At 67.4% G+C, this 25,088-nt stretch carries 26 protein-coding genes; 12 read left to right on the top strand and 14 right to left on the bottom strand.

What is annotated here, in order from left to right; translation table 11 throughout:
- Positions 1-9: 9 nt before the first annotated feature.
- From BLV57_RS40690 to BLV57_RS40675, 4 genes are read left to right on the top strand one after another with little or no spacing between them, the layout of a single operon-like run.
- Positions 10-912, top strand: a complete 903-nt coding sequence (locus BLV57_RS40690; RefSeq protein WP_245757732.1) for an AurF N-oxygenase family protein — start codon at positions 10-12, stop codon at positions 910-912.
- Positions 909-1,754: an alpha/beta fold hydrolase gene (locus tag BLV57_RS40685; RefSeq protein ID WP_091299596.1), complete on the top strand. Its 846-nt coding sequence runs from the start codon at positions 909-911 to the stop codon at positions 1,752-1,754. Before BLV57_RS40690 ends, BLV57_RS40685 begins: the two co-directional genes overlap by 4 nt.
- Positions 1,747-3,222 (top strand): flavin-containing monooxygenase, encoded by a 1,476-nt coding sequence (locus BLV57_RS40680; RefSeq protein ID WP_091299594.1) that lies wholly within the window; start codon positions 1,747-1,749, stop codon positions 3,220-3,222. Before BLV57_RS40685 ends, BLV57_RS40680 begins: the two co-directional genes overlap by 8 nt.
- Positions 3,222-4,031, top strand: a complete 810-nt coding sequence (locus BLV57_RS40675) for an SDR family NAD(P)-dependent oxidoreductase (protein ID WP_091299592.1) — start codon at positions 3,222-3,224, stop codon at positions 4,029-4,031. Before BLV57_RS40680 ends, BLV57_RS40675 begins: the two co-directional genes overlap by 1 nt.
- 51 nt (positions 4,032-4,082) lie before the next feature.
- On the opposite strand, the gene BLV57_RS40670 is transcribed toward BLV57_RS40675, so the two are convergent.
- Complete coding sequence (locus BLV57_RS40670) at positions 4,083-4,514, bottom strand: hypothetical protein (RefSeq protein ID WP_091299590.1); 432 nt, start codon at positions 4,512-4,514, stop codon at positions 4,083-4,085.
- Between the two features lie 363 nt (positions 4,515-4,877).
- Between BLV57_RS40670 and BLV57_RS40665 the strand changes: the two genes are divergently transcribed.
- Entirely contained in the window at positions 4,878-5,459 is a 582-nt protein-coding gene (locus BLV57_RS40665) for an AfsR/SARP family transcriptional regulator (protein ID WP_143047289.1), read from the top strand.
- A gap of 93 nt (positions 5,460-5,552) precedes the next feature.
- On the opposite strand, the gene BLV57_RS40660 is transcribed toward BLV57_RS40665, so the two are convergent.
- Genes BLV57_RS40660 through BLV57_RS40620 form a run of 9 tightly spaced genes read right to left on the bottom strand, consistent with a single transcriptional unit; the run spans position 5,553 to position 14,193 of the window.
- On the bottom strand, positions 5,553-6,074 hold the full coding sequence (locus BLV57_RS40660) for a hypothetical protein (protein ID WP_091299584.1): 522 nt from the start codon (positions 6,072-6,074) through the stop codon (positions 5,553-5,555).
- Positions 6,075-6,085: 11 nt separating this feature from the next.
- Positions 6,086-7,246: an MCE family protein gene (locus BLV57_RS40655; protein ID WP_091299581.1), complete on the bottom strand. Its 1,161-nt coding sequence runs from the start codon at positions 7,244-7,246 to the stop codon at positions 6,086-6,088.
- On the bottom strand, positions 7,243-8,271 hold the full coding sequence (locus tag BLV57_RS40650) for an MCE family protein (protein WP_091299579.1): 1,029 nt from the start codon (positions 8,269-8,271) through the stop codon (positions 7,243-7,245). The genes BLV57_RS40655 and BLV57_RS40650 overlap by 4 nt, the downstream gene beginning before the upstream one ends.
- Entirely contained in the window at positions 8,268-9,323 is a 1,056-nt protein-coding gene (locus BLV57_RS40645) for an MCE family protein (protein ID WP_091299577.1), read from the bottom strand. Before BLV57_RS40645 ends, BLV57_RS40650 begins: the two co-directional genes overlap by 4 nt.
- Entirely contained in the window at positions 9,320-10,303 is a 984-nt protein-coding gene (locus tag BLV57_RS40640; RefSeq protein WP_091299575.1) for an MCE family protein, read from the bottom strand. The genes BLV57_RS40645 and BLV57_RS40640 overlap by 4 nt, the downstream gene beginning before the upstream one ends.
- Positions 10,300-11,313 (bottom strand): MCE family protein, encoded by a 1,014-nt coding sequence (locus tag BLV57_RS40635; RefSeq protein WP_091299573.1) that lies wholly within the window; start codon positions 11,311-11,313, stop codon positions 10,300-10,302. The genes BLV57_RS40640 and BLV57_RS40635 overlap by 4 nt, the downstream gene beginning before the upstream one ends.
- Complete coding sequence (locus BLV57_RS40630) at positions 11,310-12,560, bottom strand: MCE family protein (RefSeq protein WP_091299570.1); 1,251 nt, start codon at positions 12,558-12,560, stop codon at positions 11,310-11,312. Before BLV57_RS40630 ends, BLV57_RS40635 begins: the two co-directional genes overlap by 4 nt.
- Complete coding sequence (locus BLV57_RS40625; RefSeq protein WP_091299568.1) at positions 12,557-13,414, bottom strand: MlaE family ABC transporter permease; 858 nt, start codon at positions 13,412-13,414, stop codon at positions 12,557-12,559. The genes BLV57_RS40630 and BLV57_RS40625 overlap by 4 nt, the downstream gene beginning before the upstream one ends.
- Positions 13,414-14,193 carry an MlaE family ABC transporter permease gene (locus BLV57_RS40620; RefSeq protein WP_091299565.1) on the bottom strand — a complete coding sequence of 260 codons (780 nt, stop codon included), beginning with the start codon at positions 14,191-14,193 and terminating at the stop codon, positions 13,414-13,416. The genes BLV57_RS40625 and BLV57_RS40620 overlap by 1 nt, the downstream gene beginning before the upstream one ends.
- Before the next feature lie 257 nt (positions 14,194-14,450).
- On the opposite strand from BLV57_RS40620, the gene BLV57_RS40615 reads away from it, so the two are divergent.
- Genes BLV57_RS40615 through BLV57_RS40605 form a run of 3 tightly spaced genes read left to right on the top strand, consistent with a single transcriptional unit; the run spans position 14,451 to position 17,589 of the window.
- A complete protein-coding gene (locus BLV57_RS40615; RefSeq protein WP_245757731.1) occupies positions 14,451-15,401 on the top strand; it encodes an alpha/beta hydrolase in 951 nt (316 codons plus the stop codon).
- Complete coding sequence (locus tag BLV57_RS40610) at positions 15,398-16,006, top strand: TetR/AcrR family transcriptional regulator (RefSeq protein ID WP_091299561.1); 609 nt, start codon at positions 15,398-15,400, stop codon at positions 16,004-16,006. The genes BLV57_RS40615 and BLV57_RS40610 overlap by 4 nt, the downstream gene beginning before the upstream one ends.
- Positions 16,003-17,589: an AMP-binding protein gene (locus BLV57_RS40605; RefSeq protein ID WP_245757730.1), complete on the top strand. Its 1,587-nt coding sequence runs from the start codon at positions 16,003-16,005 to the stop codon at positions 17,587-17,589. Before BLV57_RS40610 ends, BLV57_RS40605 begins: the two co-directional genes overlap by 4 nt.
- 41 nt (positions 17,590-17,630) lie before the next feature.
- Here BLV57_RS40605 and BLV57_RS40600 read toward each other — a convergent pair whose 3' ends face one another.
- Positions 17,631-18,236, bottom strand: coding sequence for a TetR/AcrR family transcriptional regulator (locus BLV57_RS40600; RefSeq protein WP_091299559.1), 606 nt, complete (start codon positions 18,234-18,236; stop codon positions 17,631-17,633).
- The gene (locus BLV57_RS40595; protein ID WP_091299557.1) at positions 18,233-18,901 is read right to left on the bottom strand and encodes a TetR/AcrR family transcriptional regulator; all 669 of its coding nucleotides are present in this window, start codon (positions 18,899-18,901) and stop codon (positions 18,233-18,235) included. The genes BLV57_RS40600 and BLV57_RS40595 overlap by 4 nt, the downstream gene beginning before the upstream one ends.
- Positions 18,902-18,978: 77 nt before the next feature.
- Between BLV57_RS40595 and BLV57_RS40590 the strand changes: the two genes are divergently transcribed.
- Both BLV57_RS40590 and BLV57_RS40585 read left to right on the top strand, forming a co-directional pair.
- Positions 18,979-20,352, top strand: coding sequence for an ABC1 kinase family protein (locus tag BLV57_RS40590; RefSeq protein WP_091299555.1), 1,374 nt, complete (start codon positions 18,979-18,981; stop codon positions 20,350-20,352).
- A 72-nt stretch (positions 20,353-20,424) separates the two neighbouring features.
- Complete coding sequence (locus BLV57_RS40585) at positions 20,425-21,006, top strand: hypothetical protein (RefSeq protein ID WP_091299552.1); 582 nt, start codon at positions 20,425-20,427, stop codon at positions 21,004-21,006.
- Here the strand turns inward: BLV57_RS40585 and BLV57_RS40580 are convergent.
- Together BLV57_RS40580 and BLV57_RS40575 are read right to left on the bottom strand one after the other, a co-directional pair.
- Positions 21,003-21,662, bottom strand: coding sequence for a response regulator (locus tag BLV57_RS40580; RefSeq protein WP_091299550.1), 660 nt, complete (start codon positions 21,660-21,662; stop codon positions 21,003-21,005). The two genes, BLV57_RS40585 and BLV57_RS40580, sit on opposite strands and share 4 nt — an antisense overlap.
- Complete coding sequence (locus BLV57_RS40575; RefSeq protein ID WP_091299828.1) at positions 21,659-23,248, bottom strand: sensor histidine kinase; 1,590 nt, start codon at positions 23,246-23,248, stop codon at positions 21,659-21,661. The genes BLV57_RS40580 and BLV57_RS40575 overlap by 4 nt, the downstream gene beginning before the upstream one ends.
- 163 nt (positions 23,249-23,411) lie before the next feature.
- Between BLV57_RS40575 and BLV57_RS40570 the strand changes: the two genes are divergently transcribed.
- Both BLV57_RS40570 and BLV57_RS40565 read left to right on the top strand, forming a co-directional pair.
- On the top strand, positions 23,412-24,218 hold the full coding sequence (locus tag BLV57_RS40570; protein ID WP_091299547.1) for an ABC transporter ATP-binding protein: 807 nt from the start codon (positions 23,412-23,414) through the stop codon (positions 24,216-24,218).
- Positions 24,208-25,086 (top strand): ABC transporter permease, encoded by an 879-nt coding sequence (locus BLV57_RS40565; RefSeq protein ID WP_091299544.1) that lies wholly within the window; start codon positions 24,208-24,210, stop codon positions 25,084-25,086. The genes BLV57_RS40570 and BLV57_RS40565 overlap by 11 nt, the downstream gene beginning before the upstream one ends.
- Positions 25,087-25,088: the final 2 nt, after the last annotated feature.

Raw genomic sequence — 25,088 nt, 5'->3', positions numbered from 1 at the left:
GGTTCAATGATGACCGCACCTGACAAGGAGAAAGTCGCCCGGCGCCTGCTCACTTCGTCGGCCGACCGCTACTACGACCCTGAAGTCGACATCGATTGGGACGCGCCCTGGGCCGAAGGCGTCCCGTTCATGCCCGACCACCGCGTCACCCTCTACGGCACCGAGCTGTGGCAGGAGATGACCCCGGAACAGCGCCTCGAGCTGGGCAAACACGAGGCCGTCAGCATGGTCAGCTACGGCATCTACGCCGAGGCCGCGCTCATGCACATCCTGCTGCGCCTGGTCACCGAGGGTGATCCGGCGACGCCTCGCGTGCGCTACACGCTGACCGAGATCGGCGACGAATGCCGTCACTCGACGATGTTCGCCAGGTTCATCGAGAAGTCCGGTGTTCGCGCTTACCGGCAGCCGCGGGCCGCCGCGCGGGCGATGAAGTTCATTTCGCTGCTGCCCGTCGGCCCTGCCAGCTACGGGCTCGCGCTGCTGATCGAGGAGATCCTCGACCGCGGCCAGCGGGAGACCATGAACGACGAGAACGTCCAGCCGCATATGCGCATGCTGAACCGCATCCACGTGCTGGAAGAGGCGCGCCACATCAGCTTCGCGCGCACCGAACTGGTCCGCAGCGCCGCTCAGCTGAACCGCTTCGAGCTGTTCGTCAACCGGATGGTCATCGCGATCGCGGCCAATCTCGTCGCGTTCATGCTGATCCACCCGCGCGTGTACAAGGCGGTCGGCATCCGGCCGCGCGACGGCCGCCGCGCCGCGCTGGAGAACCCGCATTACCGGCAGACGCTGGCGTTCATGGCGGAGAAGCTCATCGCGTTCTTCGAGGAATCAGGGATGCTCAAGGGGCGGCTGGTCCGCGCGCTCTGGCACCGGTCGCAGCTGCTGCCGAGGACGGCTCGATGACCGCGCTGCCGACGGAAACCGCCGTACCGCCGCGCAACCGGTTCATCACGAGCGACGGCGTCGCGCTGCGCGTCGTCGAATCAGGACCGGCCGCGCCGGTGACGGTCGTGCTCGCGCACTGCTGGACCTGCGATCACACGTCGTGGGACGACGTCGTCGCCAAGCTCGGGCCCGAGGTGCGGGTGCTGCGCTACGACCATCGCGGGCATGGGCGTTCCGGCGTCGGCGAGCCGTCGATCGCGCGGCTGGGCGACGATCTCGCCGAGCTGATCGAGCAGCGGGTCGCCGGAAAGGTCGTGCTCGCCGGGCATTCGCTCGGCGGGATGACGATCATGGCGCTCGGCGAGCGGCACCCCGAACTCGTGCGGCGGCGCGTCGCGGGCGCGGTGTTCGTCGCGACCAGCGCGGGCCCGTTCCGGATGAAGCCGTGGCTGCTCAAGGTGGAGCAGATCGCGGGCTTGCGGACGGCGAGGCGTGATCCGCGTGCTCGCGCGCTGCCTTCCCTGCTGCTGCGTCCATTGTTGTTCGGTGCTCGTCCACAAAGGACTTCCGTGGTCGAGACCGCCAGGCAGATGGCCCGCGCGCATCCGGCGAGCATGGCCGGGTTCCGCGGTTCGATCCTGCGGCACGATCGGACCAAGGCGCTGAGCGCGTTCCGCAAGATTCCGACGGCCGTGCTGGTCGGGGACGCGGACAAACTGACTCCGCCGACCACGGCGCGCGCGATCGCCCGCGCGCTGCCCGCCGCCGAGTTCACCGTGTTCCCGCGTGCGGGGCACATGCTGCCGTACGAACGATCCGCCGAGGTGGCGGCCCGGATCTGGAGGATCGCGCATGCCTGAAGTGATCATCATCGGCACCGGGTTTTCCGGGCTGGGTATGGCCATTCAGCTCAAGCGGCAGGGCCGGAACGACTTCGTCCTGCTCGAGAAGGCCGACGACATCGGCGGCACCTGGCGTGACAACAGCTATCCCGGCTGCGCCTGTGACGTGCCGTCGCATATGTACTCGTATTCCTTCGAGCCCAAGGCCGACTGGTCGCGCGCGTATTCGCGACAGCCCGAGATTTGGGACTATCTCAAGGAGTTGACCGAAAAATACGGCCTGCGTGAGCACATCCGGTTCGGCGAGGAAGTGACCTCCGCGAAGTGGGGCGACAACGAGTGGGTCGTCGGCACCTCGAAGGGCGAGTACCGCGGGCAGTTCCTGGTCGCGGGCGTTGGCGCGCTGCACATCCCGAACATCCCCCAGCTGCCCGGAATCGAGCGGTTTCAGGGGCACTCGTTCCACTCGGCGACCTGGGACCACGAGTACGACCTGCACGGCAAGCGGGTCGCCGTGGTCGGCACCGGCGCGTCGGCGATCCAGTTCGTGCCGGAGATCGTCGGCGAGGTGTCCGAGCTGCATCTCTACCAGCGGACGCCGCCGTGGGTGCTGCCGCGTGGCAACGGCAGGATCAAGGAGTCGACGCAACGGCTCTTCGAGCGGGTTCCGTTGGTGCGCAAGGCTTATCGCAACGCGGTGTACTGGACGGCCGAGTCGCTGGCCGTCGGCTTCAACGGCCACCCCGGCATCCTCAAGGTGGGGGAGTACTTCGGCAAGCGGCACATCGCGAAGCAGATCGCCGATCCGGAGCTGCGGCGCAAGGTCACGCCGGACTACACGCTGGGCTGCAAGCGGGTGCTGGGCTCGAACAAGTACTACCGGGCGCTGACCAGCGATCACGTCGACGTGATCACCGACGGCATCCACGAGGTCCGCGAGCACTCGATCGTCACGAGCGACGGCGTCGAGCGCGAGGTCGACGCGATCATCTACGCGACCGGGTTCCACGTGACGGACTCGTTCGACTACCTCGACATCAAGGGCCGCGACGATGTCGACTTGGCGACACGCTGGCGCGACGAAGGCATCCAGACCCATCTCGGGATCACGGTCAACGGGTTCCCGAACGCGTTCTTCCTGCTCGGCCCGAACACCGGCCTCGGGCACAACTCGGTCGTGTTCATGATCGAAGCGCAGATCCGGTACGCGCTCGACGCGATGCGGATGGTGCGGCGCAGCCGCGCGGAGGCGTTCGAGGTGCGGCCGAGCGTGCAGGCTTCGTTCAACGAGGAGATCCAGCGCAAACTCGCGAGCGGGGTGTGGAGCACCGGCGGCTGCACGAGCTGGTACCTCGACTCGAAGGGGGTGAACCGGACCATCTGGCCCGGCTTCACCTGGCAGTACTGGCTGCGCACACGCAAGGTGGACACCGGTGACTTCGAGCTCACCGGGTCACGGGCACGCAAACTGACAGGAGTGGCTTGATGAAACGGTTGGCCGGCAAGGTCGCGGCGATCACCGGCGCGGGTTCGGGCATCGGCCGCGCGCTCGCGCTGGGGCTCGCCGAGCGCGGGATGCGGCTGGCGCTGTCCGACATCAGCTTGACGCGTGTCGCGGAAACGGCCGCGCTGTGCGAAAAAGCGGGCGCCGAGGCGAAGGCGTACGAGCTGAACGTCGCCGATCGGCAGGCCGTGCTCAGCCACGCCGACGAGGTCGTCGCCGACTTCGGCGCGATCAACCTGGTCGTCAACAACGCGGGCGTGGCACTGCAGGCGACGGTCGAGCAGATGCGCTGGGAAGACCTCGACTGGGTGATGAACATCGACTTCTGGGGCGTCGTGCACGGCTCGAAGGCGTTCCTGCCGCACCTCATCGCGTCGGGCGACGGGCACCTGGTCAACGTGTCGAGCGTGTTCGGTTTCGTCGGCGTGCCCACGCAAAGCGCGTACAACGCGGCGAAGTTCGCGGTGCGCGGGTTCACCGAGTCACTGCGCCAGGAGATGCTGATCGGCAAGCGCCCGGTGAAGGTCAGCTGCGTGCACCCCGGCGGCATCCGCACCAACATCGCCCGCGACGCCCGCGGCACCGAGTCGGGCGACGCCGAGAAGTTCGCCCAGATCGCCCGCACCAGCCCCGAAGGTGCGGCCCGCGCGATCATCCGCGGCGTCGAGCGCAACCGCCCGCGCATCCTCATCGGCGCGGACGCCTACGTCTTCGACGCGATCCCGCGCCTGCTCGGCCCCTACTACCAGCGCCCACTGGCCATCCTGGCCCGCCTCGGCCTCCGCGTCTGAGCCCGGGATAAAGCGGGCTTTATCCCGGAGTGGGATAAAGCCCGCTTTATCTCAGATGGCGACGTAGTGCGTCCAGACGCAGAGCGGGGAGCCCCACTGGACGTTGACCTTGACCGTGACGTTGCCGTTCCAGACCGAGACGTTGTGCACGGTCATGACGGCCGAGCCGATGAACTCCGAGCCGCCGTCACCCGATTCGGAGATGGTGACCGCGACCGCCTGGCCGTTGTAGGCGCCGAGTCCGGTGAGGTTCAGGTTGTAGAAACCCTGGATGCCACACCACTGATGCCGGTACGAGATCGTGCCTTGGACGCCGGCGCGGCTCTTGTCGAGCGAAGCCTGCGCGGTCTGCTCGCCGACCTTCGCGACGGCGCTCGGCGGTGCGGCGGGCTCCGGTGACGCCGACGCCGCGACCCCGAAGAAGCCGCTGATCAGCAGCGCGAAAGCCGCCAGCATGGTGATGAGCTTGGATGATCTTTTCATGTGAATTCCCCTCGAGTCGTATCAACCGGGACGATTCGAGCATCCGCTTGGCGCATATAAAGTCCGCACGAGTTCGATACACGGAATACGCTTGCCCCATGGGGCAGCCATGTAGGCAGGACTGTTGCGTTCCGTGCGCCGACTGCGATCCTGCGTTGAGTTGGCATTGCGAAAGACAGTGGGGTGGCTGTGGAGTTTCGCGTGTTGGGACCGCTCGAATTGCGGGCGGCGGGGGCTGTCGTGCCGGTAAGGGCGCCAGGACGAAGATCGCTCTTGGCGGCATTGTTACTGGCACCGAATCAAGACGTCAGCGTATCGAAGCTGGTAGACGTCATCTGGGGGCACAATCCGCCATCATCGGCGGTGGCGAATCTGCGCAACCAGATCGCGGCCGTCCGCCGCATTCTGTCCTCTGTGGATGGTGGGGTGGCCAGGCTGGAGACCAGGCCGGGCGGATACCTCATCGTGGTCCGGCCGGGTGAGCTGGACCTGACGGTCTTCCAAGATCTTGTGCGCCTTGCCAGGCAAGCGTCGCGCGAGTCCAGGCATGCCGAAGCCGTGGAACTCTTCGGCCGCGCGCTCGATCTCTGGCGTGGTGATCCGCTGGCCAACGTCGCGCTCCTCGGCGGCGCCGAGGCCGACCTGGCCCGCCTCGGCGAAACCCGCCTGGCCGTACTCGAGGATTACCTCCGAGCCCGCCTGACCTGCGGCGACCATGCCGAGGTGGTCGGTGAACTCCAAGGCCTGGTCGTCGAACACCCACTCCGCGAATCCCTCTGGTCGCTCCTCGTCCACGCGCTCCACCACGCGGGCAGGCGCGCCGAAGCCCTGCTCGCCTACCACCGCGCCCGCACCCACCTCGCCGAAGAACTCGGCCTGGACCCCGGCCCCGAGCTCCGCCAAGCCCACGCCCGCCTCCTCGCAGGCGACCCGCTCCCACGCTGAAAAAATCCCAATGTGGCTTTCGTCAGATCCGAGCTGACGAAAGCCACATTGGCGGCCTGAAACCTGACCAATGCCACATTGGGATTTTTTTGGCTAGAGGAGCTGGAGGGAGGAGACGAGCCAGCGGGAGTCGTGGTGTTCGAGGGTCATGAGGACGCGGTTGCGGTCGACGCGGGGGTCCTTGGTCGCCGCGTTGGTGACCGACTGGTCGACGAAGAGCAGGACCTCGGCGCGGTCGACCGTCGCCGACTTCAGGCCGGACTCGACGACCGTGCCGCGCGCGGTCGCCTTGGCCTCCTGGATCAGCTGGCGCAGGGAGCCCGACGCGCCGGTGTACTGGTCCTTGAACTCGCCGGTCGCGCCGTCGAGCACGTCCGCGAAGTTGCGGTCCAGGTTCTGGAAGTCGTACGTCGTCACCGTGACCGCGTAGGAGCGGGCGGTCGCCAGCGCGGCGTCGCCCGCCGCGCGGACGTCCGACTTTGCCTTGTACTGCCACGCGAAGAACGCGCCGGCGACCAGCACGACCAGCACCAGCAGCGCGAGGCCGAGCTTGCGGACCGGGAACGAGCGCTTTTCCGTAACGGCAACGGTTTCTTCTTCTTCGAGTACGTCCACGACGATTCTCCTTACTGGCCCAGCAGCTGCGGATAGCGGGTGAACCACGACGTCACCTCCGGGGCAGCGGGGGCGGGAACAGGAACGGGCACCGGCACCGGTTCCCCTGGGCGCGGCGCGTTCTGGGCGCCGCGTTGTTGCACGGTGACGCGGGTGTCGGTGCAGTGCACGTCGAGCGGGGGAGGCGGGCTGCCGCCGATGGTCGGCGGGCGGCGCGGGGTGTGGTAGTCGCAGCCGGCGCGCGGATACGCGTCGACCAGCGTCTGGATCGCGCCGCCGCGGACGATCGCCGCCAGCGCGTTGCCGCCGTTGGCCAGCTCCGGGAGGAACGCGCTGATCGCGGGCAGCCGCATGCTGACCACCTCGCTGACGGTCGACAGGTCGCCGAGCAGCGCCGCCATGGTCGGCTGGTTCTCCTTGATGAGACCGTCGACGAGGTCGAAGGCCGCCGGGCTGTGGTCGAGCAGGGTGCGGATCTCGGGGTCGGACTTCCGCAGCTGGTCGCCGAGCCGGACCCCGGCCGTGCCGAGCCGCGCCAGCTCGTCGGTCAGCCCGTTCGCGGTGTCCAGCACGACCGACGAGTTGTTCAGGATGCTCACCGTCTCCGGCAGCACACCTTCCAGCCCGGCGAGCAGGAAGTCGCCGCCGTCCAACAGCTTCTTCAGGTCGGGACCGGCGCCGTTGAACGCCTTCGCGAGCTCGTCGATCACCAGCGTCAGCTTGCGCGGGTCGACCTGCCCGGCCAGGCCGTTCACGTGGCCGAGCAGCTGCGCGAACGGCGTCGGCGTGCTGGTGTTCTTCTCCTCGATCACCGACCCGTTCGCCAGGAACGGCCCGGCGTCCGTGCGCGGCCGGAAGTCGAGGTACTGCTCACCAGCCGCCGAAAGGCTCGCGACGACCGCCTCGGTGTCGGCCGGGATCTTCGCGGCGGAGTCGACCTCGATGTCGACGGCCACCCCGCCGGGCACCAGCTGGATCTGCTTGACGTTGCCGACCCGATAGCCGCGGAACGTCACGTCCGACCGCCCCAGCAGGCCACCGGACTGCGCGAGGTTGACCCGCATGGTCATGACTTCCGCGGTCGGGTCGATGCGGACCACGCCGAGCAGCAGATACGTCAGCCCGACGGCGAACACCGTCACCAGGCCGACCACCGAAAGCCAGATCCTCATCGCGGCGCACCCAGCTTCCTGATCAGGTCGCTGATGTTGTCCGAGATGGTGCCCAGCGCGCCGTTGAGGTCGCCGAGCCCCAGCACGGGCAGGTTGGTGATCCCGGCGAACCGCGCGATGCCGACGCCCGATTCGCCCTTGGTCGCGCCTTCGACGAACTTGCCGAGCCCGACCAGGCTCCGCAGCGTCGGTCCCAGATTGTCGTGCAGCGCGCCGAAACCGTCGAGCACGGGACTCAGATCGCGCAGCATCGCCTTGAGGTCCGCGCTCGTCTGGCCGAGCACGCGCGCGCCGGTGTCGCCGGCGTCCGCGACCTTGGTGAGCACCTCCGTGAACCGCCCGGTCTGCTCCGACAGCACCTGCAACGCGGGCGTGATGTCGGCCAGCGCCGCGTCGATCGTGCCCTGCCGTTGCTGCGCGAGCCCGCTCAAAGCCTTGATGGAAGCCAAGATCCGATCGATGTCGGCGGTGCGGGCGTTCAACGTCTTCAGCGTCGTGTCCAGCTCGCCGATGAGATGACGTGTCTGGTCGGCCTTGCCGTCGAGCGCGGCGTTGACCTCGTGCGTGATGGTCTTGAGCTGCCCCAGCCCGCCGCCATTGATCAAAGTGGACAGTGCGGCCAGCGTGTCTTCGACGGTCGCCGCCGACGAGGTCGACTCGACGCCCAGCGTCGCGCCAGGCGCCAGCGCGGGTCCCTTGCCGCGATGCAGTGCGACGAAGACATCGCCGAGCGGAGTCGCCTGGCGTAGCTCGGCTGTGGTGCCTTCGGGCAGCGAAACGGCCTTCTGCACCACCATCCGCACCCGCGCGGTGAAGTCCTTCGCGCTGATGTTCTCGACCGTCCCGATCACGACGCCGTCGAGCTTCACCCGCGCCTTGTCCGGGAGGTTCAGCGCGTCCGTGAACACCGCGTTCAGCTCGTAGGTCTCACCTTCGACATCGCCGCCGGGCAGCGGCAGATCGGCGGCGGTGACACTGCAGCCCGCCAGCAGGAGCACGCACGCGAAAGCGAGGAGGACTCTCATTTCCTGGTCGCCCCCAACAGCAGTTCGGTCATCCCCAGGTCCGGCCCGAAGTCGCCGAGCTTGCCGGAGCCGCACCCGGGCAGCCGCACGCCGACGCGTCCACAAAGGATGTTGATCAGCTGACCGTCGAGCAGCACCTCGGCCGGGTCGATGTGCACCCGCAGCTGCCCGGTGGCGGGGTCGGCGGCATTGGCGAGATTCTGGAACAGCAGCGGCAGCACGTCCGCCGACTCGGCGAGCTGACGGGTGTGGTCGCTGAGCGTGCCCGTGGTGACCTTGAGGCTGCGCAAGGTGTTCTGCGCGGTGTCGCGGTTCTCGCCGATGAGCTTGACGGCCTCGTCGAGCAGGCCGTTGAGCCTGGTCAGCGCGTCGCCGAGAGCCGGAGCGTCCTTCGCGAACAGCTCGCTCGCCTGCGTCAGGTTCTGCGTGAACGACGTGATCACCGCCTGGTTGTCCGCGGCCGCCTTGGTCAGCGTGTCGACGTTCTTGATCAGCCCGGTCAGCGCGTCACGCTTGTCGGTCATCGCGTCGACGGCCCCGGACAGCGCCTCGACGGTCGCCCTGATCTTGTCGCCGCTGCCCGCGAGATTGTCGGCGGCGACATCGGTCGCGTCCTTCAGCACCCCGGTCTTCGTCAGCTCGCCGGCGAGCGTGTCGACGGCCTTGATCACGCGGTCGATCTCGACCGGCGTCCGCGTGCGCTCCAGCGGGATGAGATCGCCGTCCCGCAACGTCGGCCCGCCGCGGTACGCGGGCGTCAGCTCGACATGTCGATCGGTGACCACGGACGGCGAGACGGTGACCGCGCCCGCACCCGCCGGAACTTTCGCGCCGGCGTCGAGTTCCAGCTCGACCTGCACGGACGTCCCGCGCGGCTCGATCTTCGTGACCTTGCCGATCGGGATGCCGAGCATCGCGACGTCATTGCCGACATACAGCCCGACGGCATCCCTGAACTGCGCTTTCACCGTGATGTGCGGGGACTCCACGGCCGCGCAGGAACTGGTCACGACCGCCGCGACGGCGCCCAGCACGAGGACGAGTGCCTTCATTTGCACCCCTTGACCGCGCCGGTGAGGCACAACAGGTTGTCGGGGAAGATCGCGTACGGCAGGTTGATCGTGAGGTAGTTGCCGTCGCCGACCGAGTTGGTCAGATACCGCGCGGCGGGTGCCAGCAGCTTCAACGCCTCGCTGACCGCCGCGTTGTTGCGCTCCAGGATGTCCGTGACGCCGCCGAGGTTCGCGAGCAGCGGTTGCAGCTGCGGGCGGTTGTCGTTCAGCAGTCCTTGCAGCTGCGTGGTGAGCTGCTGGAAGTCCGTGAGGATGTTCGTGATCAGCTGCTTGCGCGAGACGAGCTTCTTGAGCAGCACGTCCGCCTGACCCATCAGCGCGAACACCTGGGTCCGGTTTTCGTTGAGCAGCTTGGTGATCCCGTCCGCGCTCGAAATCAGCTGACTGATCTGGGCTTGCCGCTTACTGACCACTTCGGACACTTGTGACAGCCCGTCGAGTGCCTTGCGGCCCGCGTCCGGGGTGCCCCGGAACGTGTCGGTCAGCACCTGCAACGACTCGCGCAGCTTCACGGCGTCGATCTGCTCGACGGCCGGAGTGCCGGTCTGCAGCACGTTCTGCAGGTCGAACGGCACCGAAGTCCGCGCCAGCGCGATGCGCTCCGAAAGGTCACCCTCGCCGAGCGGTGAGAGTTCGAGATACCGCCCGCCGAGCAGCGTCGCGAGCTTGATCGACGCGCGCGTGGCCGTCCCCAAGTGCACGCTGCGACGGGTACGGAACGACACGAGCACCTTGTCGCCGTCGAGCCGGGTCGCCGTGACTTCGCCGACGCCCATGCCCGCGACCCGCACCTCGTCACCGGCGCGAATACCACCGGAGTGCGCGAATTCGGCTTCGTGGCGGGCATCCCCGAGCCCGAGTTCCCCGAACGCGACCGATCCGGCGACCAGCAGAGCGATCACCGCGGCCCCGATCACCCCTACCCACAAGGGATTTCGCGACTTCAGCCAGGCCATCATCGGCACACCTCCGTGTGCTTGTCCCCGCCCAGCTTCGGCAGGATCCCCGACGGCAGCGGCGCGAGATTGATGTCGATCGCGCACGCGTAGAGGTTCCACCAGGAGCCGTAATGGCTGATCCGCGCGAGCCCGGCGAGGAAGCCCGGCAGCCCTTGCAGCGTCGCCTCGACGGTCGGGCCCTCCTTGAGGAACAGCGCCGCGACCTGGTTGAACTTGCCGATGTCGTCCTTGAGCGCCGGCCGGATGTCGCCGATCAGCCCGGTGATCGCGCCGCTGACCTTGTCGATCCGCTCGACCGCGCCGAAGATCGGATCGGCGTTGGCCGCGAGGCCGTCGACGAGCTTCTTCGTCTGCCCGACGAGCTGCTGAAGCTGATCGCCCTTGCCGGACAAATGATCGAGCACGCCCGTCAGGTTCGTGATGACCTGGCCGATCACGTCATCACGCGACGCGATCGCGCTGGTCAGCTGCGAACTCTGGGTGAGCAGGCTGGTCAGCGCCGGGCCTTCGCCCTGCAGTACCCGCACGATGTTCTCGGACAGCCGGTTGACGTCGGCCGGTTCGAGCATCGCGAACAGCGGCTCGAAGCCGTTGAGCAGCGCGGTCAGGTCGAGCGACGGTTCGGTCCGTTCGGGTGGGATGCGGGCGCCGTCGGTGAGCGGTTTCGCCTGCCCCGCACCGGGAAGCAGCGCGAGATACCGCTGGCCGACCAGGTTCTGGTACCGGATCAGCGCACGCGTGTTCTCGAAGATCGGCTGGTCACGCTGGACCGAGAAACTGACTTCGGCACGCGTGTCGACGAGCTCCATGTCCTCGATCCGGCCGACCTTGACCCCGGCGATCCGGACGTCGTCACCGACCTTGAGCCCGGACACATCGGTGAATTCCGCGCTGTAGCCGTAAGTCTCGCCGCTGACCGTGTTCTGCAGCGTGGTCCAGATCAACGTCGTCGCCATGATCGCGACGACCGCGAACACGGCGAGCTTGATCAGCGGGCCTCGGACGCTCATCGCGGGACCACCACCGTCAAGCCGCGCAGGATCGGCCCGAGTAGCAGGTCGCCGAGCGAGCCCGAGCCGCCGATCAGGTTGTTGAGCTGCTCGATCTCCTGCGGGCTGCCGACCGGACCGACCGTACCGCCCTGCGGCACGACCTCGGGTGCTTCGTCGGGCACCGGCGCCGGTGGCGGCAGCGGGTTCTCGAAACGGCGGCCGCAGTTCGGGCCGTTCATGCCGGGATACCGCGGGCAGTCGGCGGGCGTGTAAAGGTGGAACGGCGACAGCGAGATGACCAGGTCGATCGTGAGCTTGCCGCCGGGAAAGGCGCTGGACACGGCCGTCGCGCCGCGGCCGAGCGCGTCGAACGACACCGGGATCGCCCCGCTCTGCTTGGAGATCGTGCCGACGATCGGGCGGCTCTGCTTGATCACCGTGATCACCCGGTTGGCGTTGTCGTTCATGAACCCGCGCACGGTGTCGACGGCCACCGCGCCACCGGCGAGCGAGGCCGCGAGCTGCTGCTGTTTGTCCACAATGGTCTTTGTGGTGACCAGCGCGCTGTCCACCGTGTCCAGCAGTGCGGGCGCGGTGCGCTGCAAGCCTTCGAGCGCGGACGCCAGCGCGGTGACGTCGTGGCTGAACGTCGGAGTCTGCGCGTTCAACGCGGTCAGATAGCCGTCGAGCCTGCCGACCATGCTCCCGAGCTGCTCGCCACGTCCGGCCAGCGCCTGTGAGATCCCGGTCAGCGCGGCATTGACCTTGGACGGCTGGACCGCCGTGAGGATGTCCTTGAGCTTGGTCATCGCGGTCTGCAGCTGGACGGTCTCCTGCGAATCGTCGCTGGTGATCACGGTTTCGGCGGTCAACGGCGTGGTGTCGCCGGGAGCGGGCACCAGCTCGACCGAAGGCGATCCGAAGATGTTCGTCGGCACGATCCGCGCCTTCACCGAAGCCGGGATCCCGTTGACCTGCTCCGGCCGCAAGCTCAGATGCACGACATGCCGCGCGGTGCCCGCCTGCGATTCGACGGCCGCGACCGTGCCGACGAGCACCCCGCGCACCTTGACGTCCGAGCCGACCGGCAGCCCGTCTCCGACGTCGGAAACCACCGCGGTGGCGGCGAAATCGTCGCGGAACGCGCCCCGCGACTGCAGCAGCAGGAACGTCCCGATCAGCAGGAGCACAGCGAGGTAGACGACACCGCGCACGGCCAGCGTCGCGGCGCGCGGTCCTCGTCCTGAGGGGTCGATGTAGGTCATCCCGAGATCCGCACTCCCGGGTCGAAGCCCCAGAACGCCAGCGTCATCAGCATGTCCAGCACGACGATCACGATGATGCTCGCGCGGATCGCCCGGCCGGACGCGATGCCGACACCCTGCGGGCCGCCCGACGCGTAGTAGCCGAAGTAGCAGTGGATCAGCGTCGCGACCACGACGAACGTGACCGCCTTGACCACGGACAGGAACACGTCCATCGGCACCAGGAACGCCTGGAAGTAATGGAGATACGTGCCGGACGACTGGCCGTAGAGCCCGCTCAGGATCAGCTGCGTGGCCAGGTAGTTCCCGGCGAGCCCGACCGAGTAGAGCGGGATGATCGCGAGGAACCCGGCCAGCATCCGGGTGGTCACCAGATACGGCAGCGGCCGGATCGACATCGACTCCAGCGCGTCGACCTCTTCCGAGATCCGCATCGAGCCGAGCTGCGCGGTGTAGCGGCAGCCCGCCTGCGCGGCGAACGCGACCGCGGCGATCAGCGGCGCGATCTCACGCGTGTTCCCGTACGCCGAAACGAAACCCGTGAGCGGCGCCATGCCGAGGATGTCGAGCGCGTTGTAACCCTCGATCCCGACGGACGCGCCGGTGAACACGGCCAGCAGCGCCATCACGCCGATCGTCCCGCCGCCGACGATGATCGCGCCGCTGCCCCAGCTGATGTCCGCGAGCAGCCGGAACACCTCGGCGCGATAGTTCTTGAGTGTCAACGGGATCGCGGCGAACGCCTTGACGAAGAAGGTGATCTGGTGGCCCATCCCGACGAGCGCGTCGTACGGCTTCCCGGCCACGGCCGTGATCGGCCGGGGGAGGACGGGGTGTTTCGAGCCGACCGCCATCACGCGATCCTTTGCGGGAACAGCACGGCGTAGAGCTGCGTGATGATCACGTTCACCGCGAAGAGCAGCACGACCGAGAGCACGACGGCTGCGTTGACCGCGTTGGCGACGCCTTTCGGCCCGCCGCTGGCCGTGAGTCCCTTGTACGAGGCGACCACCGCGACGATCCCGCCGAAGATGACCGACTTGAGCTCGGCGAGCACCAGGTCGGCGGGCTGCGCGAAGGCGGCGAAGGTCGCGACGTAGCTGCCGGGTGTGCCGCTCTGCACGAGGACGTTGAACACGTAGCCGGTGACGACGCCGGTGAACGAGACCATGCCGCACAGCAGCACCGCGACCAGCAGCGTCGCGGCGAGCCGGGGTGCGACCAGTCGCTGCACCGCGGACAGGCCCATGGTCTCGAGCGCGTCGATCTCGTCGCGGATCTTGCGGGCGCCGAGGTCGGCGCAGATCGCCGAGCCGACGGCGCCGGCGAGCAACAGTGCGACAACGATCGGCGCGCCCTGCCGGATCACGCCGAGCCCGTTCGCCGCGCCCATGAACGAGGTCGCGCCGACCTGCTGCGAAATGCTGCCGACCTGAACGGAGACGATCACGCCGAACGGAACGGCGACCAGAAGCGTCGGCACCATGGAAACGCTGGTGATGAACCAGGCCTGCCGGACGAATTCCTTCCAGGGGAACCGCCGATGCGGGATGTAGCGCAGCGCGTCGACCGCGAGCACCAAGACCCTGCCGAAGGTGACGAACGATCGCGGCACCCGCTCCAGGATCTGCATGCGCTCACCTCCAGGATCGGTGATATTGACACATCGTCAACTAGTCGGCAACCTCAGTGGTCAGTGCTCGAAATGTGTCCTGGGTCATAGTGGCACATTAGAGACTGACACGTCATTCTGTACAGACCTGGATGCCCCCAACGGCGGAGGTGGCAGCGATGAGTGTTCCCTTTCCCGAGGTCAACGACGGTCCGGGCGCGGAGGAAACGCAGGCTCGCGTAGTTCACGTAGACGGAGTAAGCCCCGGAGCGCGAGTCTTGGCCCTCGCGCTGCGCACCTTCGTCCGGCCGGTGCTCATCGCGGGGGTCCGGTATCCCTCGTTCTCCTGGCCGTGGGGGCTCGTCGACTACGCGGGCCTGCTGCTGCCCGCGCGCAAGGGCACCGACCGGCGGCCGGTCCGGCTGCCGAACTGCCGCGCCGAATGGGTCGAGTCGCTCGGCGTGAGCCAGGACCGCGTGGTGCTCTATCTGCACGGCGGCGGCTTTGTCTGCTGTGGACTGCGCACACATCGGCGCCTGGTCTCGCGGATCTCCGCGGCGGCGGACGCGCCGGTGTTGAACGTCGACTACCGGATGCTGCCGCGTAACCCGATCTCGTCGGCCGTCTCCGATGGTGTCGACGGATACAAGTGGTTGCTGGCCAACGGTTTCCGGGCAGACCAGATCGTCGTCGCCGGTGACTCCGCTGGCGGATATCTGGCGTTCATGGTCGCGCTGGCCGTCGCCGAGCTGGACCTGCCGCGGCCCGCCGGTGTCGCGGCGCTTTCGCCGCTGACCGAGATCGACCCAACGCGGAAGATCGCGCATCCCAACGCGGACACGGACGCGTACCTGGTTCCGCAGTCACTGAACCTGATCGTCGAGCTGAACGAACGCATTGTGGTGGAAGGACAACTCGGCCCCCATGTGTGCCCTGTGGACAGTGAGCTCGCGGACATGCCGCCGACACTGATCCAGGTCGGGTCGACGGAGATGCTGCTGGCCGATGCCGAGCTGATGGCCGAGCGGCTCGCCGCCGCGGGCTCGGAGTGCGAGCTTCAGGTCTGGGAGCAGCAGGTGCACGTCTTCCAGGCGGGCGCGGACATCCTGCCCGAAGCACGCCGGGCGATCCGCCGGATAGGGGAGTTTGTCAAGGAGGTGACTACGTCAACTCGCGGGGCGACATGTCTCGCGTCGAAACCTTACGATGACCAGGTGAGCGCGGGATGACCACCACGGAGCAGCGTGCCGAACAGCGGCGTCGGGACATCGTCGACGCCGCGTTCAAGGTGTTCAGCCAGCGTGGCTACCACGCCGCGGGCATCGCCGACATCGCCGCGGAACTCCAAATCGGGCATGGCACGTTCTACCGGTATTTCGAGAACAAACGCGACATCCTGGTGCACGTCGTCAACGAGGCGGCCGCGCGACTGATGAGCGTGATGGCCGAGGACGATCCACAAAGGACTAATTCACTCGCCGACTACCGCGCGCAGACCGAGCACATCTGCGCGCGGCTGTTCACCCTGTTCGCCGAGGACCGGGCGCTGACCAGGCTGCTGTTCGTCGAGGCGCTGGGCGCGGACCCGGAGATGACGCTGATGATCCAGCAGATCTACCGCGGGATGGCCGCCGGCACCGAGAAGTATCTGCGCAACGGCGTCGCGAAGGGCTTCCTGCGCAAGGGCATGGACACCGAGATCACCGCGCAGGCGCTCAACGGGATGATGATCGCCTGCGGGATGTCGCTGCTGTCGGCGGAAGATCCCGCCACGGAGCGGGATCGCTGGATCCGAGCGGGTATGCAGATCATGTTCGATGGGATTGTCGCGTGAACCTTCTGCACGAACTGGTCAATGTCGGCATCCTCGCCCGCGGCGGCGTCGCCAGGCCGATGCGGCCCGACAAGGCGCTGCGCATCGGCGTCGCCGCGCTGCGCTGGGGCATGTCACCCGCGACGCTGGTCGCGGCCGCCGCCATCCAGCACGGCGAGCGCGCGGCGCTGATCGACGAGCGCGGCACACTGTCCTTTGTAGACTTGGACAGGCGTTCTTCGGCATTGGCGGCGGCACTGTCGGCGCACGACATCCGCGCGGGCAGCAGAGTGGCGGTGATGTGCCGCAACCACAGGGGCTTCGTCGACGCACTGGCCGCACTGGGCAAGCTCGGCGCCGACGCATTGCTCCTCAACACGGCCTTCGCCGGCCCGCAGCTCGCCGACGTGCTCGACCGCGAGCGCGCCGACGCGGTCATTTACGACCACGAGTTCGAGGCGCTGATCGGCTCCGGCGACCGCCCGAGGTTCGTGGCGTGGCACGACGAGCGCGTCCCCGAACCGACGCTCGACGAGCTGATCCAGGACAACTTCGACGGCTACGTCCCCATGCCCTCGCGCGCCGGACAGGTGGTGATCCTGACCTCGGGCACGACCGGCGCCCCCAAGGGCGTGGCCAGGAAGGCCGACTCGCTGGACCCGGTGGCCGGCCTGATCGAGCGAATCCCGTTGCGCCGCAAGTCGTCCTACGTCGTGGCCGCGCCGATGTTCCACACCTGGGGCCTGGCCTTCCTCCTGCTGGGCCTGCAACTCGGCGCGACCCAGATCGTCCGCCGCAAGTTCGACCCCGAGACCACGCTGGCCGACCTGGCGTCTCATCGCGCCTCGGTGCTGGTCCCGGTCCCCGTGATGCTGCGCCGGATCCTGGACCTGCCCCGTGCCGTCCTGCGTGCCTACGACCTGTCCGGCCTGGAGGTCGTGGCCGCGGCGGGTTCCGCGCTGCCCGGCGATCTCGCCTTGGAGTGGATGACCCAGTTCGGCCACACGCTTTACAACATCTACGGCTCCACCGAGGTCGCCCTCGTCTCCATCGCGACCCCCGCCGACCTGCGCGTCGCCCCCGACACGGCCGGACGCCCCGCCCGCGGCACGATCGTCAAGCTCCTCGACGACGACGGCGCCGAGGTCTCGCAGGGCGTGACCGGCCGCATCTTCGTCGCGAGCGGCGCGCTGTTCGAGGGCTACACCAGCGGCGAGACCAAGTTGTCCTTGTCCGGCTTGATGTCCACGGGCGACGTCGGCTACTTCGACGCCGAGGGCAGGCTCTACCTCCAGGGCCGCGACGACGACATGATCGTCTCCGGCGGCGAGAACGTGTTCCCGCAGGAGGTTGAGGACCTGCTCGACCGCCACCCGGCGGTGGTGGAGGCCGCGGCCATCGGCGTGCCCGACGAAAAATTCGGCCAGCGCCTGCGTGCCTTTGTCGTGCTCGCTGAGAACTCGCCGCTCACCGAGTCCGACCTTCGGCAGTACGTCAAGGAAAACCTGGCCGGGTACAAGGTTCCCCGGGAGATCCTCTTCCGCTCGGAGTTGCCTCGCAATGCGACCGGCAAGATCGTCAAGCGCCTCCTCCAAGAGTCGTGAGTGTTTTGACCGGTTAGAACCGGCCGTACCACTCACGACCCCTAGACGGCGGCCATGCCGTGATACGCGAACTCCACCAGCGCTTCGATCTGCGCATCGCGCTCAGCAGGCCGCAGCGAGCCGCCCATCGTCGACACCACGGCCGAGATCATCAGCGCCAGCAGGCTTTCCCCGGCGATCTTGGTGTCCAAATGCGGATCGAGGAACCCCCGCCGGACCCCGTTCTCGAGATAGCTCATGGCCAGCGTGCTGAACGACGACGTCAGCTCGAGCAGGCGCGTGATCATCTCGCTGTCGATTGCGGGCGCGTCCAGCATGAGGAACTCGATCAGGCCGGGCTGCGCTTCGATGACCGAGAAAAGCCGGGTGAGGATCGCGCGGAACTGGTCGGACAGCTCGTCCAGCGAAGTCGCTTCGGTGGGGGCGTCCGAGCCGATGACGCCGATGATGATCTTGCCGACCGCGTGGTCGAGCACCGCGTCGAGGATGTGGCGTTTGCTGTCGTAGTAGTTGTAGAACGTCCCGTGGCTGACGCCTGCCTCGCGCACGATGTCGGCGACGCCGGTCGTGCGGTAGCCCTGGGTGGAGAAGACCTTGTACGCGGCCGCGATCAGTTCTTCGCTGCGAGCCGCCGCTCTGTCGGTCATCGGGGGCCGCGCATTCCGTACACGATGAAGGATACGAGCGCGTCGACGTATCTGGCGCGTCTTTCCGGGGTGGCTTCGCCGCGTAGTGCCAGCAAGAAGCCCGGTACCAGCAGGGAGTTCATCGCGTGCGCGGCCCAGCGGCTGTCGAGTCCCTTGCGCAGCCAGCCTTCGCGCACGCCATGGTCCAAATAGGACGCCATCATCATGGTGAGCGTGTTCTCCAAGCCGACGAGCCTGGCTTTGAGCTCGTCGTCGATCGCGGTGGCCTCGACGACCACCAGCTTGATCAAGTCCGGTTCCGCTTCGATCAGCTCGAATAGTCGTTCGGCGATCGAACGAACCTGCGCGGTGAACTCTTCCAGCGAATGCGGGCGTTCATGGGTCGCGCCGGTCCGGACCGCGTCCAGCATGCGCTCGACACTGTGGTCCAGCACATGGTCCAGCAACGTGCGTTTGCTTTCGAAGTACCGGTATACGGTGCCTTGGCCGACGCCCGCGTGCTTCGCGACGTCCGAGATACTCGCGGCTTCGTAACCACGCGAGGCGAACACCGCGCAGGCGGATTCGACGAGCTGGCGGCGCCGGCGTTCCGCGAGTCCTTGCTCAGGTGGACGCCCGCGGCGTGCCTTTGGCTTCGCCGTACCGGATACGTGCGGGGATTCCATCGGGGAGGGAGCCTACGGGATATCTCCTATTACGGAACGCTTATCTAGTGTTACTGTTGAGTAACCGGAGGTTGTCGATGCCGAGTGAGATCCCGACGTCCCGTTTTGCCCGCACGGGCAGGCTCGGGGTGTTCGCCGCGGGCCAGGCCGCGCGTCAGATGGGCACGAAAGCCAGCACACTAGGGCGTTCCGAGCCAGAGCGCACGCGCATTCTCGAGCGCCGCGCGCTCGAAGCCGCAGATCAGATCGTCAACATGCTCGGCAGCATGAAAGGCGCGGCGATGAAGCTGGGCCAAATGCTCTCCGTGATCGACATCGGGATCGTGCCGGAGGACGCGCGTGCCGATTTCCAGCGAAAACTGGCCGCATTGCGTGATCAAGCACCGCCTGTGTCGTTCAGCGGGATGCGCTCAGTAATCGAGAGTGACCTCGGAAAGCCACTCGGCGACGCCTTCGCGAAGTTCGACGAGACCCCGATCGCGGCCGCTTCCATCGGCCAGGTCTACCGCGCGGAATTAGCGGACGGCCGTGTCGTCGCGGTGAAGGTGCAATACCCGGGAATCGCCACCGCGGTCCGCGCGGACCTGAAGAATCTGGCGTTGTTCCTCAGATTTTCGAAGAAACTGCTGCCAGGACTCGAAGCCGGGCCGATGACGGACGAGATCAGCACGCGCATCATCGAAGAACTCGACTACCGCCGTGAGGCCGAAACACAGGCCGAGGTCGCCGCCGCCTTCCGAGGGCACCCGTTCATCGTCGTGCCGGACAGCGTGCCCGAGCTTTGCGGGGAACATGTGCTGGTCACGGAATTCGTCGAGGGCGCGGGATTCGCCGAGATCCAGCGCGAGCCGCAGGACGTGCGCGACCGCGTCGCCGAGATCGCCTACCGCTTCTATTGTGGCTCCCTGTACCGGAAGCACCGCTTTCCCGGCGACCCGCATCCCGGAAACCTGCTGCTCTGCCCGGATGGCCGGGTCGCGTTCCTCGACTTCGGACTGTTCAAGACGATGCCCGAAGAGGACGTCCACGTTGAACTCGAGGTGCTGCGCGCGGCGAGCGAAGGCCGTGCGCGGGACGTGCACGCGTTGCTCGACGGCATCGGTGTCTTCCCCGATCCGGATTTGATCGAACCGGACGTCATGCTCGCCTACATCCGCGACGCCGTCGGCTGGTACCTCGACGACGAGGAGATCGCCGTCACACCCGAGCTGGCGACCGACGCGTTCATCGCGTCGATCGACCCGCGCTCGGCCCATTTCCGGAAACTGCGCTGGCAGCACCTTCCGCCAGCGCACCTCTTCGCGCGCCGCGTCGAGCTGTACACCTTCGGCCTGCTCGGCCAGTTGTACGCACGCGGGAACTGGCATCGCATCGCGCGCGAATGGCTGTACGGTGAGGCGCCGGTGACACCGCTGGGCAAACTCGAAGAGGGCTGGCAGTCACCCGATTGAGTCAACTTTCGCCACGCCGGTGGAAAACCCACCAGAATGCAGACGTCTGCGACAAAAGCCGGAGGTTCTTCAATGGTGCGCACCGCTCCGCGCGGCACGACGACCGTGCCCGAGGTCGAGTTGCTCGACCGGACGGGGATCGTCGCGGCGAGCCTGCCGCAGCGCCGCCGCACCGTGATCGGCCGCTCCCCGCTGGACGGCAGTGAGCAGCATGACAAGGACTGGGATCTACGACCCAAGTCGGTCGTCATCCAGCGCCGGATCAAGACCTGGCTCGGCACCTGCACCGCGGTCGCGCTGGTGATGACCGGCTGGATCACCGGCGGCGCCTTCGACGGGCCCGAGACGCAGACCGCCGCGCCCGTGCCGGTCGAGATCCAGGAGCGGGCCGCCGAGCAGCCACCCGCCCCGGTTCCGGTGCAGGTCGAGCAGCCGCCGAACCCCGGCCCCGCGCCGGTTCCGGTGGCGAAGAAGCCCGCCGGGCAGAAGCAAACCCGCACGCCGGCGACCTCGAAGAAGCCGGCCAAGTCGACCTCGACCGCGCCGTCGCCCCGGATCGACCTCCCGAAGCCCACCAAGCAGAAGGACCCGGTCGAGGAGTTCATGCAGCAGTACGTCGACCAGTTCGTGAAGGTCACGATCACTCGCGGCTAAGCGTCTTTCCAGCTGTACTCGTGTTCCGGCCTGCCGGTCGCGCCGTAGCGCAGCCGCATCTCGACCGAACCTGATTCCGCCAGTGCGGTCAGATACCGCTGGGCCGTCGCGCGCGCCATGCCGAGTTCGTTCGCGACTTCGGCCGCGGACAACGGCTGTGCGGCATTACGGAGCTGATCCGAGACCAGCCGCGAAGTCGCGGACGACTGACCTTTCGGCGTGAGTGCGCGATCCTGCTCGTGTAGTGCGCGAAACGCGCGGTCGACGTCATCCTGATTCAAAACCCGATCATCGGTGAGCAGTCCGCGATAACGCGCGTAACTGCGCAGCCGTTCCGAAAGCTGGCGTGTGGTGAACGGTTTGATCAAGTAGTTCAACGCGCCGGCGCCGATCGCGCGCCGGATCGACTTACCGTCCGTGGCCGCCGACAGCACGATCGTGTCGGTCTGCAGCTCGGGCAGCAGGACGAGACCGGACTCGTCGGGCAGGTAGACGTCGAGCAGTATCAGGTCGGGCGACAGCTCGCGGACGCGGGCCCTGGCCTCGGCCGCGGTGTGCGCGGTGCCGACGACGGCGAAGCCCGGCACCTCTTCGACGAACCCGGCGTGCACGCCGGCGACCCGGAAATCGTCGTCCACGATCAAAGTTCGGATCATCCCTCTGCCCTCCCCGTGCTCAGCATGCCCGGCAAAGCCGCGACGAACAACGCCCCGCTCTCCTCGTCACCCGGATTCGCGAGCCAGACGTCACCGCCCCGCGCCCGTGCCGCCTGCCTCGCCAGCGCCAGCCCGAGCCCATGCCCGGGGCTGAGTTTCGTCGAGACGCCCTCGTCGAACAGCCGGTCACGCAGCTCGGGCGCGACGCCGGGCCCACTGTCCACAACGGACACATGCAGGGTGTCGCCGTCCGCGAGCAGCGCGATCTCGACCGTGGCAGGCCGCCGCGGACCCATCCGCGCCGCGTGCAGTGCGTTGTCGACGAGATTGCCGACGACCGTGTTGACGGCGACCGGATCGGTCACCGACGCGGGTACCCACGAGTCGTCCGAGACGCGCAGTGTCATGCCCTTTTCCTGTGCCTGTTCGGTTTTCGCGACCAGCAGCGCCTGCAAGTACGGGTCGGACACCGCCTCGCTGGCCTCGGTCGAGATGTTCCCGGCCGACTCGGTGATCGTCTGCAGGTACTCGACGGCCTCGCTGGTGTGCCCGAGCTGCAGCAGGCCGGACAACGTGTGCAGCCGGTTGGAGAACTCGTGCCGCTGCGCGCGCAGGCCGTCGGAGAGCGCGCGGATGCCGTCGAGCTCGCGGCTGAGCGTGTCGAGGTCGGTGCGGTCGCGGAAGGTCAGCACGGTGCCGATCACGTGATCGTCCCTGACGACCGCCCGTGAATTGATCACGAGCACCCGGTTACCGGCCACGGCGAGGAGGTTGTCCACGGGCAGGCCCTCGTCGAGCGCCTTGCGCAACCGCGGTGAGAGGTCCAATGAGGACAGTTCGGCGTTGAGCGGAAGTGAAATGCTCAGCAGGCGTTCGGCTTCCTCGTTGCGCACGGACACGCGGTTCGAGGCGTCGACCGCGAGCACGCCCTCGCCGATCCCATGCAGCACGGCCTCGCGTTCGTACAGCAGCTCCGAGAGTTCTTGCGGCTCAAGGCCATGTGTGACCCGGCGCAGGCGCCGGTTCAGCAACGCCGACGCGCCGACGCCCAGCAGCAACGCCCCGCCCGCGAACAGCAAAGTGGTCGTCAAAAGCCGGTTGAAGTCCTCAGTCGGATCGGCGACCGTGAAGCCAACGCTGACCTCGCCGACCACGCGTCCCTCCGCCGTCCTGATCGGCGTCTTGCTGCGTACCGACAGCCCTCGGGTTCCCTCCTGCACCGCGCTGACCACGTCGTTGCCCGCGAGAGCCTCCTTGGCGGAGGTGCTCACCCGTTGCCCGATCAGCTTTTCGTCGGGATGGGCGAGCCGGATCTCCTGATCGTCGGTGATCACCACGAACAGGGAATCCGTTCGCGAAGTGACGTCTTTCGACCGGCGCTCGAGTTCGCCGCCGGGGCGTTTCGCTGCCACCTCGGCGATCACCACCGGATCGACCGCGACCGACCGCGCGATCGCCAGCGCGCGTTGGCCGTATTGCTCGTTGAGCGTCGTCCGCAGCTGCCAGGTGACCAGCGCGAGGCCGAGGCCGAGCATCAGCACGACAACGCCGACCTGCAGCAGCAGGATCTGGCGGCTGAACCGCATCTTCATGCTCCAGCACGGTACCTGCAGGTCACGGCGCTGCGCAGAATGAGCAAAACGCTCAATATGCGCGGACCCTGCGCAGAAAGTGGCCAAGCTTCACGGCCTCTTGATCCACTCTTAACGTCTGTGTGACCCCCAGCACGTGACGAAGGAGTCACCGACGATGGCCCCACCACTGATCGAGCTCATCGGAGCCACCAAGCGCTTCCCGAGCGGGTCCGGCGCCGTGCACACGGCGGTCCGTGACCTCACCATGACCGTGAACCCCGGCGAGTTCGTCGCGGTCGTCGGCCCGACGGGCTGCGGCAAGTCGACCACGCTCTCGCTGGTCTCCGGCCTGCAGCCGCCGTCGGCGGGCCAGGTCAAGGTCAACGGCGCGGACGTGAAGTCCATCCCCGACGGGGTCGGCTACATGTTCCAGACCGACGCGGTGATGCCTTGGCGTTCCGTGCTCGACAACGTGGCGTCCGGCCCGCGCTTCCGCGGCGTCGAGAAGGCCGAAGCCCGCGCGCAGGCGATCGAGTGGATCGAGCGCGTCGGCCTCGCGGGGTTCGAGAAGTACTACCCGCACCAGCTCTCCGGCGGTATGCGCAAGCGGGTCGCGCTCGCCCAGACCCTGGTCACCAGCCCCAAGATCCTCCTGATGGACGAGCCGTTCTCCGCGCTCGACGTGCAGACCCGCGCGCTCATGCAGGACGAGCTGCTGCGGCTGTGGTCCGGCACCGGCGCGGCGGTCATCTTCGTGACGCACGACCTCGACGAGGCCATCGCGCTCGCCGACAAGGTGGTCGTGCTGACCACCAGCCCGGCGACCGTCAAGGACGTCTTCGAGATCCCGCTGGAGCGCCCGAGGCACGTCGAGGATCTCCGGCTGACCGAGGAGTTCCGCCTGATCTACCGCGAAATCTGGGAATCACTGCGTGGCGAGGTCGACAAGGCTCGCGAGAAGGGTGCCAACCGTGTCGCATGAAACGTTGACCCCCGCTCCGGTTGTCCCCGTCATGGAAACCGAAGCCGACATCCTGAACAAGCAGCGCAAGGCCAATACCAAGCGCAAGCGCAACATCTGGGCACTGCGTGCCGCGATCCTCGTGGTCTGGCTGGGGAGCTGGGAACTGACCGCGACGCTCTGGATCGACCCGTTCTTCTACTCGAAGCCGTCGGCGATCTGGCAGCGGCTAGTCGAATGGTTCACCGAGGGCACCGACTTCGGCTCGATCTGGTACCAGCTGCTGGTGACCGTCGAAGAGGCCGTGATCGGCTTCGCGATCGGCGCGGTGGCGGGCGTCCTGTTCGGTGTTGTGCTCGGCCGCAGCCAGTACCTGGCCGACGTGCTCGCCCCGTTCATCAAGGCCGCCAACGCCTTGCCGCGCATCGTGCTGGCGGCGTTGTTCTTCATCTGGTTCGGTCTCGGGCTGTCGTCGAAGGTCGCCACGGTCGTCGTGCTCGTCTTCTTCGCGGTGTTCTTCAACGCCTTCACCGGCGCCCGTGAGGTCGACCGCAACCTGATCGACAACGCCCGCATCCTCGGCGCGAGCCGCTGGCAGGTGCTGACCTCGATCGTGCTGCCCAGCGCGACCTCGTGGATCCTGTCCTCGCTGCACGTCGCGTTCGGCTTCGCGCTGATCGGCGCGGTCGTCGGTGAGTACACCGGCGCCAAGGTCGGCCTCGGCTTCCTCATCGCCAACGCGCAGGGCACGTTCGACTCGGCAGGCATCTACGCGGGCATGCTGATCATCACGGTGGTCGCGTTGTTCGCCGAGTGGGGCATCGGGCGGCTGGAGCACAAGCTGCTGCGCTGGCGTCCCAACATGTCCGCGTCGTCGGCCCAGATCTGAGG

The sequence above is a fragment of the Amycolatopsis xylanica genome (assembly GCF_900107045.1).
Classification (GTDB): Bacteria; Actinomycetota; Actinomycetes; order Mycobacteriales; family Pseudonocardiaceae; genus Amycolatopsis; species Amycolatopsis xylanica.
The sequence above is the reverse complement of the archived record's forward strand: the minus strand, read 5'-3'. Positions and strand labels throughout refer to the sequence as shown.